Genomic DNA, 16,326 nt, shown 5'->3' with positions numbered 1-16,326 from the left:
CATGTCGACTTTCACGTCATATTCCCTCCACGCAATTCCTGTGGGCGGATGGGACACGCATCACAGGGGCCTGCCGGAATAGTGAGCCCAGTGTGGGTGTGAGTCAAGAGGCATCACCACTCGATCGACCACCGAGCGCACTGCCCCGTCCGTGGGGCCGCGCCTTCGCCGTCCCGGAGGGCCTTGTCCTGGCGATCGCGTCATGACCTGCTGGCGGTCCTCAGGTCATGACGCGATCGTCAGGTGGCGCAGGGGCGGGCCATCCCGCCCCACCTCACCCCGCGTCCCGGCCTCAGGCGTCCGAGGCGGTGCGGATCGTCGGCTCCGGCAGGTACACGGACCCGCCGGCGGCCCGGAACTCCGCGGACTTGGCGGCCATGCCGGCCTCGGCGATCCGCGCCTGCTCGGACGCGCCGCCGAACTCGCTGCGGATGTCCTGGCTGATGCGCATGGAGCAGAACTTCGGCCCGCACATCGAGCAGAAGTGGGCGGTCTTGGCGGGCTCGGCCGGCAGCGTCTCGTCGTGGTATTCCTCGGCGAGCTGCGGGTCCAGGCCGAGGCCGAACTGGTCGCGCCAGCGGAACTCGAAGCGCGCCTTGGACAGCGCGTCGTCGCGGTCGCGGGCGCCGGGGTGGCCCTTGGCGACGTCGGCGGCGTGCGCGGCGATCTTGTAGGTGATCACGCCCGTCTTCACGTCGTCCCGGTCCGGCAGGCCCAGGTGCTCCTTGGGCGTGACGTAGCAGAGCATCGCGGTGCCGTAGCGGGCGATCTCGGTGGCGCCGATGGCCGAGGTGATGTGGTCATACGCCGGGGCGATGTCCGTGACGAGGGGGCCGAGCGTGTAGAACGGGGCGCCCTTGCACAGCTCCTGCTGGCGCTCCACGTTCTCCCGCACCAGGTGCAGCGGGATATGGCCGGGGCCCTCCACCATGACCTGGACGTCGTACGCCCACGCCCGCTCCGTCAGCTCGGCCAGCGTGTCGAGCTCGGCGAACTGGGCGGCGTCGTTGGCGTCGGCCACGGAGCCCGGCCGCAGGCCGTCGCCCAGGGAGAACGCGACGTCGTAGCGCGCGAAGATCTCGCAGAGCTCGTCGTAGTTCTCGTAGAGGAAGTTCTCCTTGTGGTGGCCCAGGCACCAGCCGGCCATGATCGAGCCGCCGCGGGAGACGATGCCGGTCACGCGGTCCGCGGACAGCGGCACGTGGCGCAGCAGCACGCCGGCGTGCACGGTCATGTAGTCCACGCCCTGCTCGCACTGCTCGATCACGGTGTCGCGGAAGATCTCCCAGGTCAGGGCCTGGTGGTCGCCGCCGACCTTCTCGAGGGCCTGGTAGATCGGCACGGTGCCGATCGGCACGGGGGAGTTGCGCAGGATCCACTCGCGGGTGGTGTGGATGTCGTCGCCCGTGGACAGGTCCATCACGGTGTCCGCGCCCCAGCGGGTGGCCCACTGCAGCTTCGAGACCTCCTCGGCGATCGACGACGTCACCGCCGAGTTGCCGATGTTCGCGTTGACCTTCACGGCGAACGCCTTGCCGATGATCATCGGCTCCGACTCGGGGTGGTTCACGTTCGCCGGGATGATGGCGCGGCCGGCCGCGACCTCGGAGCGCACCAGCTCCACGTCCACGCCCTCGCGCAGGGCGACGTAGCGCATCTCCGGGGTGATCTCGCCGCGCCGGGCGTAGTGCATCTGGGTGACGCGCGCGCCCTCCTTGGCGCGCAGCGGGGGGCGGCGCTCGCCGGCCCACTCCTGTGAGGCGGCGCCGCGGCGCACGGCCGAGCGGCCGTCGTCGAGCAGGTCGCGCTCGCGGCCCTCGTACTCCTCGACGTCGCCGCGGGCGCGGATCCACTCGGCGCGCTGGGCCGGCAGGCCGCGCTCGGGCACGGAGCCCGGGCCCATGGTGCGGTAGACGGTCAGGGGCGCGTTGGGCGTGCCGTCGGGGGAGTCGTCCTGGTGGACCTCGGTGACGGGCACGCGGATGCCGTGCTCGGCGTCCTCGAGCCATCCCAGACGGTGCGTGGGGTAGTTCTCCTCGGCGACGACCTCGGCCGTCGACTCGGCTGCGGGCAGGGGGGTGCGCTCGGAAACGGACATGGCCGCTGCTCCTTCTTCCTTCGCCGGAATGACCCGGACAGGTTCAGACGGTCTCCGGGCGGCGTCAGCCCGGTCTCAGCCCCGTGCCGTGGGGCTCCCGTGGGATGCGAGCGACCCTAGCACGTCCCCCGCGGCGCCTCACCGTCCGCCGTCCGGCCATGCGGCCGGGCGCTCAGGCGCGCGCCGCGCGGGCCGCCCGGCGGCGTACCGTGGAGCGCTCGACGATCCACGTCACGACCAGCATCACGATGATGACGAGGCCGGCGTAGCCGAGGACGGGGTAGACGGTGCCCACGAGGTCGGAGAAGCCGACGCTCGAGAGCAGGGTGGCGGCCAGGGCCGTGACGACGGCGATGACCCAGCCCGGCACGCGGCGCATCGAGGACAGCAGGGCGATGCGCTCCACCCCGCCGTACAGGCACGAGACCGCCGTCGTGAACTGCGCCAGCAGCAGGACGACCGTGTACAGCAGGGCGGCCCAGCCGCCGATCATCGCGGCCAGCTCGACCATGGGCAGCTCGGCGCGGCCGATCAGCTGGGCGTGGGCGGTCATCGCGGCCATCACCGCGCCGGCCATCACCACGAGGCCCAGGGCCCCGAGCCCGGCCCCGGCGACGAGGGAGCGGCCCGACGAGGAGCTCTCCTCGCCGATCGGGGCGAGCACCGCGTAGGCCAGCTGGATGTTGAAGGCCACGTACAGCACGCCCGAGAGCCACCACTGGTTGATCAGCGGGGACGAGGTCACGAGCGCGGCGACGTCGTCCACCGCGGCCCCCGGGTTCGCCAACCCCCACACCGCGACGCCGACGGCGACCACGATGATCAGGGGGACCACCACGGCCTGGACGCGCACGAGGCCCGTGATGCCGGCCAGCACCGAGACCACGCAGACGGTGGCCATCACCAGCGAGCCCACGAGCGAGGGCAGCCCGAACGCGGTGTGCACCGCCGCCCCGGCCCCGGCCAGCATGATCACCAGCGTCCCCAGCAGGGACGTGGTGATGGACAGGTCCGCGAACCAGGTGGGCACGCGCGACGTCGTGGGGTTCACGATCCGGTGGATGTCCGTGGTCCGCAGCTTCTGCGCCAGCCGCAGCACGATCACCGCGAGCAGGAAGAACAGCGCGCCGGCGATCACGAGCGCCCCCGTGCCGCCCCAGAGGCCGAAGCTCACGAAGTACTGCAGGATCTCGTTGCCCGAGGCGTACCCGGCGCCGATGGTGGTGCCGATGAACGTGGCGGCGATCCCGAGCGGGGAGGTCGGCCGCAGCGGCGCCGACTCCTCGGCTCGGCCGGGGTGCGCGGGAGAGCTCTCTGTGACGTGGGACATGCGACTACATTCTCATGGGCGGGATCGGCCCGGCCCGGGCGGCCGATCCGCCCCGACCCGAAGGAGCCCCCGCATGACCTCCGCCGTCCCCCGTGTGCTCAGCATCGCCGGCTCCGACTCCGGCGGCGGCGCCGGTGTCCAGGCCGACCTGAAGACCATCGCCGCGTGGGGCGGCTACGGGATGACCGCGATCACCGCGATCACCGCCCAGAACACGCAGGGCGTGCAGGCCGTCCACCCGCTGCCGGTGGACGTGGTGCGCGCCCAGCTCGACTCGGTCGCCGCCGACATCGCCGTGGACGCCGTGAAGATCGGCATGCTCGGCACGGTGGAGCTCATGCGGGCCGTCGCCGGCTGGCTCGAGGAGACCCGGCCCGCCGTCGTCGTGCTGGACCCGGTCATGGTGGCCTCGAGCGGGGACGCCCTCACCGCGGTCGGCGACGACGACGGGCGCGCCGCGTGGGCCCGGCTGCTGCGGGTGGCGCACCTGGTGACACCCAACCTGCCCGAGCTGGCCCGGCTGACCGGGCGGGACGCGACGGACTGGGACGCCGCCCTCGACGCGGCGCGGGGCCTGGCCGCCGAGCACGGGGTGACGGTGCTGCTCAAGGGCGGGCACCTGGACGAGACCGAGGCGCCCGAGGCCGCAGCGGCGGAGGTGCCGGACGCCGTCGTGCGCGTGGGCGGGGCCGTGCACGAGGTGCGCGGCCCGCGCGTGACGACCCGCGCCTCGCACGGCACCGGCTGCACCCTCTCCTCGGCCCTGGCCACGCTGGCCGGGGCGGGCCTGAGCTGGGACGACGCACTCGAGCGGGCCAAGCCGTGGCTGGCCGACGCGATGCGGGCGGGGGAGGCGCTCGCGGTCGGGGACGCCTCGCGGCCGACGTGGCACGGGCCCGTCGACCACGGTCATGCGCAGCGGGGCTGAGGGCGGGACCTCCGGGCTTCGACACGTTCGAGGCGGGAAATCCGGCGAATACGCACCTCGGGACGTCCTATGAGGTCGATTTCCCGCCTCGAATGCCGGTGACCCGGACCTCCCGCTCCGCTCGAGCGTCCGGGTCCGCAGAACGCAGAAGAGCCGGACCACCGTGTCGCCACGGGGGTCCGGCTCTGTTCGCTCGTGCCCCCGGCAGGATTCGAACCTGCGGCCTTCTGCTCCGGAGGCAGACGCTCTATCCCCTGAGCTACGGAGGCGGGGGTCGCGACGCGTCGAGCGCGTTGCGGACTCGTCGACTCTACACCATCAGGACGGCCCGTCCGTGACCTCCCCGCGGGGCGCGTCAGCCGGGCAGGCCCGCGCGCAGGGTCCGGGCCGCGGCCTCGGGGTCCTCGGCCTGCGTCACGGCGCGGACCACCACGATCCGTTCCGCCCCGGCCGCGCGGACCTCGGGCAGCCGGTCCGCGTCGACGCCGCCGATGGCGAACCACGGCCGCGCCCCCGCCGGGTCCTCCGCGTCCAGGCGTGCGGCGAGGGTCGGCAGTTCCAGTCCGACGGCGGCCCGGCCCGGCTTCGTGGGCGTCGCCCACACCGGCCCCGTGCAGAAGTAGTCCAGGCCGTCCTCCGCGCGGGCGCCGCGCACCTGCGCCTCGGTGTGGCACGAGCGGCCGAGCACCACGTCCGGGCCCAGCAGGGCGCGGCACTGCGCGGTGGTCAGGTCGGTCTGGCCCGTGTGGAACACGTCCACCCCGGCCAGGGCGGCGACGTCGGCGCGGTCGTTGGCGGCCGAGAGCGCCCCGTGCTCCCGGGCCAGCGGGACGAGCGTGGCGAACGCGGCCAGCTCGACCGCCACGTCCACGGCCTTGTCCCGCACCTGGATCACGTCCACCCCGCCGCGGAACGCCGCCGCGCAGAAGTCGGCGAACGCGGCCGTGTCGAGCGTGCCGTCCGGGCGCAGGAACCGCTGCAGGTCGGTGCAGACGTACAGCCGGGAGGCGGCGAGGCGGGCGCGGCGGCGCGCGCCGGGGCCGGTGCCGCCGTCGTCGCGGCCGGCCGCGGTCATCAGGAGCGGATCGGGGGAGTGCATGCGCCCACTGTGGCAGACTGGCCGCTGTTCCATGGGAGCCCGGGCCGCACACGCCGGGCTGAGAGGGCCGCAGGGGCGCACCGCGCCGGCGCGGCCGACCATCACCACTCGATGCGGGTCATGCCGCCGTGAGGAGGACCGGTCCGTGCACGTGGCCGTCGTCGGGGCCGGGATCATCGGCCTCACCGCCGCCGTGCGTCTGCGTGCCGCAGGCCACGCCGTCACCCTGATCGCCCCCGAGCTGGACGCCGCCGGGCGCCCGCACGCCGTGGCCGGGGCCACCCACGCCGCGGCGGGGATGCTCGCGCCGCTCGCCGAGACCCAGTTCAGCCAGGACGACCTCGCCCCGCTGCTGCAGGCCGGCTGGGAGGCCTACCCGGCCCTCGTGGACCTGCTCGCCGCCTTCACCGATGTGGAGACGGGCTTCCTCGCACAGGGCGCCTGGATCGTGGCCGCGGACCCCTCGGACGCCCGCGCCTGGGACCACGTGCTCGAGCACGCCTCGATCCTCGGTCGCCGGGTCGAGCCCGTCTCCGTCCGCGCGCTGCGCCGCGCCGAGCCCGCCCTGGCCCCGGGCCTGGCCGCCGGCTTCGACGCCCCGGACGACCATCAGGTGGACCCGCGACGGCTCGCCGCCGCCTGCGTCGCCGCCCTGCGCGCCGAGACCGGACCCGACGGCGGCCCGCTCCCGGTCGGCGCCGGACCCGCCGCCCGGTTCGTGGCCGGACGCGTCACCGCCGCCGGCCCGGAGGGCGAGGGGGTGCGCCTCACGCTGGCCGACGGGGGCGTCCTCACCGCCGACGGCGCGGTCCTCGCCGCGGGCCTGGGCCACCGCGGGATCGGCGGCGCGGCCACCGCCGTCGAGGTCCCGCTGCGCCCCGTCCACGGCGACGTGCTGCGTCTGCGGGTGCGCCCCGAGCAGCTGCTGCCGGGGGAGTCGCACCTGATCACCCGCACCGTCCGCGGCCTCGTCCACGGGCGCCAGGTCTACCTCGTGCCCCGCGCGGACGGCACCCTCGTGGTCGGCGCCTCGGCCCGCGAGGACGGCCTGGCCGGCACCTCCGCCGGGGCCGTGCTGGACCTGCTCGCCGACGCCGCCGCGATCCTGCCCGCCGTCCGCGAGTGCGAGCTGGTCGAGATCACCACCGCCGCCCGCCCCGGCACCCCCGACGACGCCCCGCGCGTGCTCGCCGTGCCCGAGGCTCCGGGCGCCGTCGTCGCCACCGGCTTCCACCGTCACGGGATCCTGCTCGCCCCCTGGGCGGCCGGGCGGATCCTCGAGCTGCTGCACGCCCGCCTGAAGGAGATCGCATGAGCACCCTCCCCCTGACCCTCAACGGAGAGCCCGCCGAGCTGGCCGTGGCCACCGTCCGCGACGTCGTCGCGCACGTCACCGGGCGCGCGATCGGCGAGGACGGCGCCGCCGCGGACGGGCGGCGGCTCGGCGTGGCCGTGGCGGTCGGCGGCGAGGTCGTGCCCCGGTCGGCCTGGGCCACCCGGGAGCTGGCCGCCGGGGACGAGGTCGACGTCGTCACCGCGGTGCAGGGGGGCTGAGCGATGGCCGAGCACCGCACCCCGCCCGCCGCCCCCGCGATCCCGCCGCTGCGGATCGGCGGCTACGACCTGGCCTCCCGGCTCATCATGGGCACGGGCGGCATCACCGACCTGACCGCCCTCGAGGGCGCCCTCGTCGCCTCCGGCACCACGCTCACCACCGTGGCGCTGCGCCGCTGGTCCGCGGACACCCGTGACGGCCTGGTCGCGCTGCTGGACCGCCTCGGCATCGACGTGCTGCCCAACACCGCCGGCTGCTACACCGCCCGGGACGCCGTGCTCACCGCCCGGCTCGGCCGGGAGGCGCTCGAGACCGACCTCGTGAAGGTCGAGGTCATCGCCGATGAGCGCACCCTGCTGCCCGACGTCGTCGAGACCCTCGAGGCCACCGAGCGGCTCGCCGCCGACGGCTTCACCGTCCTGGCCTACACGTCGGACGACCCCGCCATGGCGCTGCGCCTCGAGCAGGCCGGCGCCGCCGCCGTCATGCCGCTGGGCTCGCCGATCGGCTCGGGGCTGGGCATCCTCAACCGCGCACACCTGGAGCTGATCGTCTCCCGCGCCTCCGTGCCGATCGTGCTCGACGCCGGCGTGGGCACCGCCTCGGACGTCGCCCTGGCGATGGAGGCCGGCTGCGACGCCGTGCTCGCCGCCTCGGCGATCACGCGCGCCGCCGAGCCCGCCCGCATGGCCCACGCGTGCCGGCTCGCGCTCGAGGCGGGCTTCCACGCCCGCCGTGCCGGGCGCATCCCGCGCCGCGAGCACGCCCTGGCCTCCTCGCCGATGGCCGGGCGGGTCACGGCCGAGGAGGACGAGCGGTGACCGCCGCCCTGGACCCCGCCGCCCGCGAGCCCCGCGACCTCACCGCGCTGTCCGACACCCAGCTCGAGCGCTTCGCCCGCCACCTGAGCCTGGACGGCTTCGGCCCCGAGGCCCAGCTGGCGCTGCTGCGCTCCCGCGTCCTCGTGGTCGGCGCCGGCGGCCTCGGGGCGCCCGTGCTGACCTACCTCGCCGCCGCGGGCGTGGGGGAGGTCCACGTGATCGACGACGACGTGGTGGACCGTTCCAACCTGCACCGCCAGGTGATCCACGCCGAGGCGGACCTCGGCCGTCCCAAGACCGCCTCCGCCGCCGCGACGATGCGCGGCCTGCACCCCGAGGTGCGCGTGGTCGAGCACCGCGAACGCCTGACCGCGGCCAACGCGCTCGAACGGGTCGGCGCCGTGGACCTCGTGCTCGACGGCACGGACAACTACGCGACCCGCTACCTCGTTGCCGATGCCTGCGAGATCGCGGGCGTGCCCGTGGTGTGGGGCGCGATCCTGCGGTTCGCGGGGCAGGTGAGCGTGTTCGCCCCGGGCGGGCCGCTGTACCGGGACGTGTTCCCGGAGCGGCCCGAACCCGGCGAGGTGCCCTCGTGCGCGCAGGCCGGGGTGCTCGGGGTGCTGCCCGGGATCATCGGCTCCCTCATGGCGGCCGAGGCGATCAAGCTGCTCTCCGGGGTGGGTGAGCCCCTGGTCGGGCGGCTGCTCTCCGTGGACGCCCTGACGATGCGCTTCCGTGAGCTGCGGCTCGTGCCCGACCCCGAGCGGACCCCCGTGACGGACCTGTCCGCCCACGCGGACCAGGCCCCCCGCCCGGACGACGCCGGCGCCCCCGGCTCGGCGGAGGCGTGCGGCGCCGCGGGCGGGGAGATCGCCCCCGCCGCGCTGGCCGCCCTGCTCGCCGACCCCGCCCGGGCCGCGTCCCTCACCCTGCTCGACGTCCGCGAGGACTGGGAGCGCCGCCTGCGCCGGGTCGAGGCCCCCGCGACGGTGGCCGATCGGCACGTCCCGCTCGAGGCCGTCCTCGCGGAGCCGGCGGCCCTCGCGCCCGGGCAGGACCGCGTCCTGGTGGTCTACTGCGCCGCCGGAGCCCGGTCGGCCCGGGCGCGGGACGCCGTCGTCGGGGCCGACCCGAGCGCCGGCGGGCGCGTCCTGTCCCTCGCCGGCGGCCTCGCCGCCTGGCCCGCCTGACCCCCACCCCGACGAACCCTGCGAGATGGCCCCCACCGCGGGCCGGAGGGGGCCATCTCGCAGGGTTCGTTCGCACGCGCACGGGCGCGGCGGCCCTTCCGTAGACTTGCGCGGGTGAAGCCCGAAGACCTCTCCGCCCTGCTGTCCGCTGTCCTCACCGACGCCGTCGATGCCGGTGACCTCCCCGCCGCGCTGCGGGAGGAGATCACCCCCGCGCGCGTGAAGGTGGAGCGACCCCGCAGCCGCGAGCACGGCGACTGGGCCACCAACGTCGCCCTCCAGCTGGGCAAGAAGGCCGGGATGGCCCCGCGCGACCTCGCCGGGCTCGTGGCCGAGCGCCTGACCGACAAGCCGGGCATCGCCGCCGTCGACGTCGCCGGCCCCGGCTTCCTCAACGTCACCCTGGACGCGGCCTCGGCCGGTGCCCTGGCCCGCGAGATCGTCGAGGCCGGCCCGGAGTACGGCCGCAACGACGCCCTGGCCGGGCACACCGTGAACATGGAGTTCGTCTCCGCCAACCCCACCGGCCCGCTGCACATCGGCCACACCCGCTGGGCCGCGCTGGGCGACGCGATCGCCCGCCTGCTGCGCGCCTCGGGCGCGGACGTCACCGCCGAGTACTACGTCAACGACGCCGGCAACCAGATGAACGTGTTCGCCGACTCGGTCCTCGCCCGCCTGCACGGCCGTGACGTCCCCGCGGGCGGCTACCCGGGCGCGTACGTGCAGGAGCTGGCCGACGCCGTCGCCCTCGAGCACCCGGACGTGCGCGAGCTGACGGACGAGGCCGCCCGCCCGGTGGTCCGCGAGGCCGCGTACCGGCTCCAGATGCAGGACATCAAGGACACGCTCGCCGCCTTCGACGTGCACTTCGACGTGTTCACCTCGGAGCAGACGCTCCACGACTCCGGCGCGATCGACCAGGCCGTGCAGCGGCTGCGCGAGCAGGGCCACATCGAGGACCGCGAGGGCGCCGTGTGGCTCAAGACCACCGACTTCGGCGACGACAAGGACCGCGTGCTCATCCGCGCCAACGGGGAGCCCACCTACTTCGCCGCCGACGCCGCCTACTACCTCCACAAGCGCGACCGCGGCTTCGAGGAGAAGGTGTACCTGCTCGGCGCCGACCACCACGGCTACGTGAACCGCCTCAAGGCGATCGCCGCCGCCGCCGGCGACGACCCGGCGACGAACATCGAGATCCTCATCGGCCAGCTCATCTCGGTCAACGGCGCGAAGCTCTCCAAGCGCGCCGGCAACATCATCGAGCTCAAGGACCTCGTGGAGTGGCTCGGCCGCGACGCCCTGCGCTACGACCTGGCCCGCTACCCCGCGGACTCGCCCCTGACGATCGACCCCGAGCTGCTGCGCTCCGCCACGAACGACAACCCCGTCTACTACGTGCAGTACGCCCACGCCCGCGCCTCGGGCGCGGCGCGCACCGCGCAGGCCCACGGCGTGGACCGCTCCGAGTTCGACGCCGCCCTGCTCACCCACGCCACCGAGTCGGAGCTGCTGGCCCAGCTGGCGGAGTTCCCGGCCGTCGTCGGCGCGGCGGCGCGCCTGCGCGAGCCCCACCGCGTGGCCCGACACCTCGAGGTGATCGCCGGGGCCTACCACTCGTGGTACGCAGCCTGCCGCATCGTGCCCATGCCCACCGACGACGGGACGCCGCGTCCCGTCGAGACCCTCAACCGCACCCGCCTGTGGCTCAACGACGCCACCGCCCAGGTGCTGGCCAACGGCCTCGGCCTGCTCGGCGTGACCGCCCCGGAGAAGATGTGAGCGCCCGGATGACGACGCCGCAGCCCGCCCCCGCCTCCCCGCTCGCCCCCGCCTGGCTCCCCGCGCCGGGGGACCCGGACGCGCTCGTGCCCGGCCTGTGGGCCGCCGGCGTGGGCCGCGCCGCCGACGGCGAGCTCACCGTCCAGGGCCTGCGCGCGAGCGCGCTCGCCGCGGAGTTCGGCACGCCGCTGCTCGTGGTGGACGAGGACGACTTCCGCGCCCGCGCCCGCGCGTTCCGCGAGGGCTTCGACGCCGCGTTCGCCGACCTGTGCGGGGGAGCGGACGTCTACTACGCCGGCAAGTCCATGCTCACCCTCTCCACCGCCCGCTGGGCGGCCGAGGAGGGCCTGCGCGTGGACACCGCCTCCGGCGGCGAGCTGGCGATCGCGTTGGCCGCCGGCGTCGACCCGGCCCACATCGGCCTGCACGGCAACAACAAGTCGGACGCCGAGCTGCGCACCGCCCTCGAGGCGGGCGTGGGCCGGATCATCGTGGACTCGCTCGACGAGCTCACCCACCTGGCCGCGCTCGCGGCCGAGGCCGGCCGCCGCGCCCCCGTGATGCTCCGGCTGACCCCGGGCGTGCACGCGCACACCCACGACTTCATCGCCACCGCGCACGAGGACCAGAAGTTCGGCCTCTCCCTGGCCCCGGCCTCCACCGACCGGGACGGCAACGTGGCCGGCCGCTCGCCGGCCGCCGTCGCCGTGGCCGCGGCCCTGGCGGCCGAGTCGATCGACCTGCTGGGCGTGCACTGCCACATCGGGTCCCAGATCTTCGAGGCCGAGGGCTTCGGGCTGGCGGCCGGACGCGTGCTCGAGTTCCTCGCCGAGGTCAAGGCCGAGCACGGGGTGGAGCTGGCCGAGCTCGACCTCGGCGGCGGCCACGGCATCGCCTACACGGCCGTGGACGAGCCGCGCCCGGCCGCGGAGATCGCCGACGCCCTCGCCGACGACGTCCAGAAGACCGTCGAGCGCCTCGGCCTGAGGTGCCCGCGGGTCTCGCTCGAGCCGGGGCGGGCCATCTCAGGCCCCGCGGGCCTGACCCTCTACACGGTCGGGGTGACCAAGACCGTGGACGCGGACGCCCCCGACGGCGGCACGGCGGCCCGCCGCTACGTCGCCGTGGACGGCGGCATGTCCGACAACCCGCGTCCCGTCCTCTACGACGCCGACTACACCGCCGTCTCCGCGCGCCGCACCTCGGAGGCCGAGCCGGTGCTCTCCCGCGTGGTGGGCAAGCACTGCGAGTCCGGCGACATCCTCGTCCGCGACGTGTACCTGCCGGCCGACCTGGGCCGCGGCGACCTGCTGGCCGTGCCGGCCACGGGCGCGTACACGCACGTGATGTCCTCGAACTACAACGCGCTGGCCCGCCCGGCCGTCGTCGCGGTCTCAGGCGGGCAGGCGCGGGTGATCATCCGTCGCGAGACGCAGGAGGACCTGTTCGCCCGCGAGGCCGATCCGCGCCTCGCCCGCTGAGGACGCGGGCGCGGCGCACCCGGCCGCCGGCCTCGAGCCCGGGTGGGTCCGTCCCGCTCTGCGGACACCGAGTGTCGCGCGGTGGGACGGGCCGGGGCGCCGCGCTAGATTCGAGGCCAGCCGGGCCGCGCGGTCGCGCGGGCCCGACCCACCCTGGATCACGGAGGACCATGCCCCAGCACACCGACGCCCCCACCGCACTCAAGGTCGCCCTGCTGGGCGGCGGGACCGTGGGGTCCCAGACCGCCCGGATCCTCACCGAGGACGCCGACATCCTGCGGGACCGCGTGGGCGCCGACCTCGAGCTCACGGGCATCGCGGTGCGGGACACGGGCGCGACGCGCGACTGGCAGGCGGACCCGGCGCTCTACACGACCGACGCCGAGGCGCTCGTGGACGGCGCGGACGTCGTCATCGAGCTGATGGGCGGCATCGAGCCGGCCCGCACCCTGATCCTGCGCGCCCTGGCCGCCGGCACGTCCGTGGTGACCGGCAACAAGGCACTGCTGGCCCAGCACGGCGAGGAGCTGTACGCCGCGGCCGCCGCCACCGGCGCGCAGCTCAGCTTCGAGGCCGCCGTCGCCGGCGCCATCCCGATCCTGCGCCCGCTGCGCGACTCCCTGGGCGGCGACCGCGTCACCCGCGTGATGGGCATCGCCAACGGCACCACCAACTTCATCCTCGACCGGATGGACTCCGAGGGGGCGGACTTCGACGACGCCCTCGCCGAGGCCCAGCGGCTCGGCTACGCCGAGGCCGACCCGACCGCCGACGTCGAGGGCCACGACGCCGCCGCGAAGGCCGCGATCCTGGCGACCATCGCGTTCGGGGCGCCGTACACACTGGACCAGGTGGCCGTCGCGGGCATCACCGCGATCACGGCCGAGGACAACGCCGCCGCCGCGGAGGCGGGCTACGTCATCAAGCTGCTGGCGATCGCCGAGCGCGGCCGCGCCGCCGACGGCGCCGAGGGCGCGGTCCTGCGCGTGCACCCCACCCTGCTGCCGCGGGAGCACCCGCTGGCCTCCGTGCGCGGGGCGTTCAACGCCGTCTTCGTGGAGGCCGACAACGCCGGCGAGCTCATGTTCTACGGTCCCGGCGCCGGCGGCGCCCCCACCGCCTCCGCGGTGATGGGCGACGTCGTCTCGATCGCCCAGCGCATCGTGCGCGGCGGCCCGGCGCGCCTGCGCACCCCCGTCACCGCCCTGCCCGCCCTGGACCCGGCCGAGGCCCACACCTCCTTCATGGTCGTGCTGCGCGCGGCGGACCAGCCCGGTGTGCTGCGCCGCGTCGCCGGGGTGTTCGAGGAGCACGGCGTCTCCATCGAGACGCTGCGTCAGGTCCCATCTGAGCGCGAGGACGCCCCCGGCGCGTCCCTGCGGCTGATCACCCACCGTGCGCGGCAGCGCGACCTCGACGCCACCGTCGAGGCGCTCGCCGCCCTGGACGTCGTCCACGAGGTCGCGTCCGTCCTCCGAGTCGAAGGGAACTGACCCATGGCCCACCAGTGGCGCGGCGTCGTCCGCGAGTACGCCGACCGCCTGCCCGTCACCGAGGACACGCGCGTGATCACCCTCGGCGAGGGCGGCACCCCGCTCATCCACGCCCCCCACCTCTCCGAGCTGGTGCAGGGCACCGTGCACGTGAAGTTCGAGGGCATGAACCCGACCGGCTCCTTCAAGGACCGCGGCATGACCATGGCGATCACCGCCGCCGTCGCGGACGGCGCGAAGGCCGTCGTCTGCGCGTCCACCGGCAACACGTCCGCCTCGGCGGCGGCCTACGCCGCGCAGGCCGGGATCACGTGCGCCGTGCTCGTGCCCGAGGGGAAGATCTCGATGGGCAAGATGTCCCAGGCCGTGGCCCACGGCGCGGAGATCCTCCAGGTGCAGGGCAACTTCGACGACTGCCTCGAGGTGGCCCGCAAGCTGGCCGAGAACTACCCCGTGTTCCTCGTGAACTCCGTCAACCCGGCCCGCATCGAGGGGCAGAAGACCGGCGCGTTCGAGGTCGTGGACACCCTCGGCGACGCCCCGGACTACCACCTGCTGCCCGTGGGCAACGCGGGCAACATCACCGCGTACTGGAAGGGCTACCGCGAGTACGCCGCCCCCTACGTGAACCCGCACGAGGGCGCCTCGGACGCCGAGCTGCCCGCGGTGGCCACGAAGACCCCCGTGATGTGGGGCTTCCAGGCCGCGGGCGCCGCCCCGATCGTCCAGGGCCACCCCGTGACCGACCCGGACACGATCGCCACCGCCATCCGGATCGGCAACCCGGCCTCGTGGGAGCAGGCCGAGGCCGCCCGCGACGAGTCCGGCGGGATGATCGACTCCGTCACGGACGAGGAGATCCTCGAGGCCCACCGCTGGCTCTCCGCGAAGGAGGGCGTGTTCGTCGAGCCCGCCTCCGCCGCCGGCGTCGCCGGGCTGCTCAAGCACCACGCCGCCGGGAACGTGCCGGCCGGCAAGAGCTGGGTCATCACCGTCACCGGCCACGGCCTCAAGGACCCGCAGTGGGCCCTGCGTGGCGCCGACGGCGCCGACGTGACCCCGCGCTCGGTGCCGTTCGACGTGGTCACCGTCGCCCAGGCCCTCGGCCTGAGCTGAGCCATGGCCGCACCGCAGCCGCTGGCGCCCGGGACCGCCGCGTCCGTCTCCGTCCCCGCCACCTCCGCCAACCTCGGCCCCGGCTTCGACTCGATGGGCCTGGCCCTGGAGCTGCGCGACGAGGTGACGCTCACGGTCGTGGCGGGCCCCGACGTCGCGGAGGTCGTGGGGGAGGGGGAGGCCACCCTGCCGCGGGACGGCGCGCACCTGATCCTGCGCCTGGCGCACGAGCATCTGCGGGACCGCGGGTTCACCGCGCCGGGGCTGCACCTGCGCGCCGTGAACCGGATCCCGCACGCCCGCGGGCTCGGCTCGTCCGCGGCCGCCGTCGTCGCGGCCTACGCCGCGGCCGAGGCCCTGCTGCCGGCCGCGCTGCGCCGGGCGCCCGCGGACCTGCTCGAGGCGGCCACCCGCTTCGAGGGGCACCCGGACAACGTCGCCCCCGCGCTCGTGGGCGGGGCCACCGTCTCCTGGACCCGTGACGACGTCCCCGGCCCGGCCACGGCGCGGCTGCGGCTGCACGAGCGCGTGGTGCCGGTGGTCGCGATCCCGGACACCGAGCTGTCCACCCACGTCGCCCGGGGCGTGCTGCCCGCCGAGGTGCCCCACGCCGTGGCGGCGGCCCAGGCCGGCCGTGCCGCGCTGCTCGTCCACGCGCTGGCGGAGGACCCCGCGCTGCTGCCGGCCGCCACGCGGGACTGGCTGCACCAGGAGCCGCGCGCCGTGGCCATGCCGGCCAGCGCCGCACTGGTCGCGGGGCTGCGCGAGCGCGGCCACGCCGCCGTCGTCTCCGGCGCGGGTCCCACGGTGCTCGCGCTGTGCGACGGCGTCCAGGCGGCCGAGCACGCCGCGGAGGCGGCGCGTGCTCTGACGGCGGACGGGGCGGCCGCCTGGCGCGTGCTGGTGCCGTGCGTGGCCGTGGACGGTGTTAGGGTGGAATCACTCCACCACGGCTGACCCCACCGCCTCGCGCGGCCCGGGTCTCCGGTGCCCGGGCCTGTGACGGCCGGACGCACCGTGCGCCGTCGGCCGGAACCCCGCCGCGATCCATCCCGTGCTGCGCACGGCCGGCGTGCGGGATCCGCTCCGGCTCGGTCGAGTCCGGACGCCTCCGCCCCGTCACGCAGCGACTGCGCACGATCAGGGGAGGCGCCACTGCTGAGTTCACACCATGAAACCCGGTTTTCTGGGGCGCCGCTGCGCGGCCCGACCGGATGCACACCGCAGCCCGACGCGCCACGCGCCGCCGGGCCGCATTCGAGGGAGAAGGAACCTTCGTGACCGAATCCACGGAACAGACCACGCCGACGAACGGCGGTGGCCTGGCCTCGCTCAAGCTCGCCCAGCTCCAGGCCCTGGCCTCCCAGCTCGGCATCGCCGGCGGCTCGCGCATGCGCAAGGCCGACCTGGTGACCGCGATCTCCGAC

General features: G+C 75.3%; 14 protein-coding genes, 1 tRNA gene and 2 riboswitches. Of the genes, 11 read left to right on the top strand and 4 right to left on the bottom strand.

The genetic code is table 11. The features are described 5' to 3' along the window. Window positions 1-292: 292 nt before the first annotated feature. The gene (thiC, locus tag SJ20_RS05555; protein WP_036341386.1) at window positions 293-2,098 is read right to left on the bottom strand and encodes a phosphomethylpyrimidine synthase ThiC; all 1,806 of its coding nucleotides are present in this window, start codon (window positions 2,096-2,098) and stop codon (window positions 293-295) included. Next, window positions 2,095-2,209: riboswitch (TPP riboswitch) on the bottom strand. (Overlaps the previous gene by 4 nt.) Before the next feature lie 61 nt (window positions 2,210-2,270). Then, the gene (locus tag SJ20_RS05550; protein WP_044659217.1) at window positions 2,271-3,428 is read right to left on the bottom strand and encodes a membrane protein; all 1,158 of its coding nucleotides are present in this window, start codon (window positions 3,426-3,428) and stop codon (window positions 2,271-2,273) included. 73 nt (window positions 3,429-3,501) lie between these two features. On the opposite strand from SJ20_RS05550, the gene thiD reads away from it, so the two are divergent. Beyond that, a complete protein-coding gene (thiD, locus tag SJ20_RS05545) occupies window positions 3,502-4,356 on the top strand; it encodes a bifunctional hydroxymethylpyrimidine kinase/phosphomethylpyrimidine kinase (RefSeq protein ID WP_044659216.1) in 855 nt (284 codons plus the stop codon). Between the two features lie 196 nt (window positions 4,357-4,552). Here the strand turns inward: thiD and SJ20_RS05540 are convergent. Continuing rightward, window positions 4,553-4,625: transfer RNA gene (locus tag SJ20_RS05540), tRNA-Arg, on the bottom strand. Window positions 4,626-4,711: 86 nt separating this feature from the next. Continuing rightward, window positions 4,712-5,455, bottom strand: a complete 744-nt coding sequence (gene thiE / locus SJ20_RS05535) for a thiamine phosphate synthase (RefSeq protein ID WP_036316591.1) — start codon at window positions 5,453-5,455, stop codon at window positions 4,712-4,714. A 21-nt stretch (window positions 5,456-5,476) separates the two neighbouring features. Continuing rightward, window positions 5,477-5,607: riboswitch (TPP riboswitch) on the top strand. Between thiE and SJ20_RS05530 the strand changes: the two genes are divergently transcribed. From SJ20_RS05530 to SJ20_RS11680, 10 genes are all read left to right on the top strand, one after another. After that, window positions 5,601-6,770: an FAD-dependent oxidoreductase gene (locus SJ20_RS05530; protein ID WP_036316589.1), complete on the top strand. Its 1,170-nt coding sequence runs from the start codon at window positions 5,601-5,603 to the stop codon at window positions 6,768-6,770. (Overlaps the previous riboswitch by 7 nt.) After that, entirely contained in the window at window positions 6,767-7,009 is a 243-nt protein-coding gene (gene thiS, locus SJ20_RS05525) for a sulfur carrier protein ThiS (protein ID WP_041105270.1), read from the top strand. The genes SJ20_RS05530 and thiS overlap by 4 nt, the downstream gene beginning before the upstream one ends. Before the next feature lie 3 nt (window positions 7,010-7,012). Further along, window positions 7,013-7,831, top strand: coding sequence for a thiazole synthase (locus tag SJ20_RS05520; protein ID WP_036316581.1), 819 nt, complete (start codon window positions 7,013-7,015; stop codon window positions 7,829-7,831). Beyond that, complete coding sequence (gene moeB, locus SJ20_RS12290; protein WP_044659215.1) at window positions 7,828-9,024, top strand: molybdopterin-synthase adenylyltransferase MoeB; 1,197 nt, start codon at window positions 7,828-7,830, stop codon at window positions 9,022-9,024. Before SJ20_RS05520 ends, moeB begins: the two co-directional genes overlap by 4 nt. 114 nt (window positions 9,025-9,138) lie before the next feature. Then, window positions 9,139-10,809 carry an arginine--tRNA ligase gene (gene argS / locus SJ20_RS05510; protein WP_041103245.1) on the top strand — a complete coding sequence of 557 codons (1,671 nt, stop codon included), beginning with the start codon at window positions 9,139-9,141 and terminating at the stop codon, window positions 10,807-10,809. An 8-nt stretch (window positions 10,810-10,817) separates the two neighbouring features. Then, window positions 10,818-12,290, top strand: a complete 1,473-nt coding sequence (lysA, locus tag SJ20_RS05505) for a diaminopimelate decarboxylase (RefSeq protein WP_044659214.1) — start codon at window positions 10,818-10,820, stop codon at window positions 12,288-12,290. A gap of 170 nt (window positions 12,291-12,460) precedes the next feature. Further along, on the top strand, window positions 12,461-13,783 hold the full coding sequence (locus SJ20_RS05500; protein ID WP_044659213.1) for a homoserine dehydrogenase: 1,323 nt from the start codon (window positions 12,461-12,463) through the stop codon (window positions 13,781-13,783). Window positions 13,784-13,786: 3 nt separating this feature from the next. Beyond that, window positions 13,787-14,899 (top strand): threonine synthase, encoded by a 1,113-nt coding sequence (gene thrC, locus SJ20_RS05495; RefSeq protein ID WP_036313078.1) that lies wholly within the window; start codon window positions 13,787-13,789, stop codon window positions 14,897-14,899. Window positions 14,900-14,902: 3 nt separating this feature from the next. After that, the gene (gene thrB / locus SJ20_RS05490; protein WP_044659212.1) at window positions 14,903-15,856 is read left to right on the top strand and encodes a homoserine kinase; all 954 of its coding nucleotides are present in this window, start codon (window positions 14,903-14,905) and stop codon (window positions 15,854-15,856) included. A 320-nt stretch (window positions 15,857-16,176) separates the two neighbouring features. After that, on the top strand, window positions 16,177-16,326 hold a 150-nt coding region (locus SJ20_RS11680), incomplete at its 3' end, for a Rho termination factor N-terminal domain-containing protein (RefSeq protein WP_131661448.1).

It is taken from the genome of Micrococcus sp. MS-ASIII-49 (assembly GCF_000946635.1).
Classification (GTDB): domain Bacteria; phylum Actinomycetota; class Actinomycetes; order Actinomycetales; family Micrococcaceae; genus Micrococcus; species Micrococcus luteus.
Note: the sequence above shows the minus strand (reverse complement) of the source record. Positions and strands in the feature narration are given on the sequence as shown.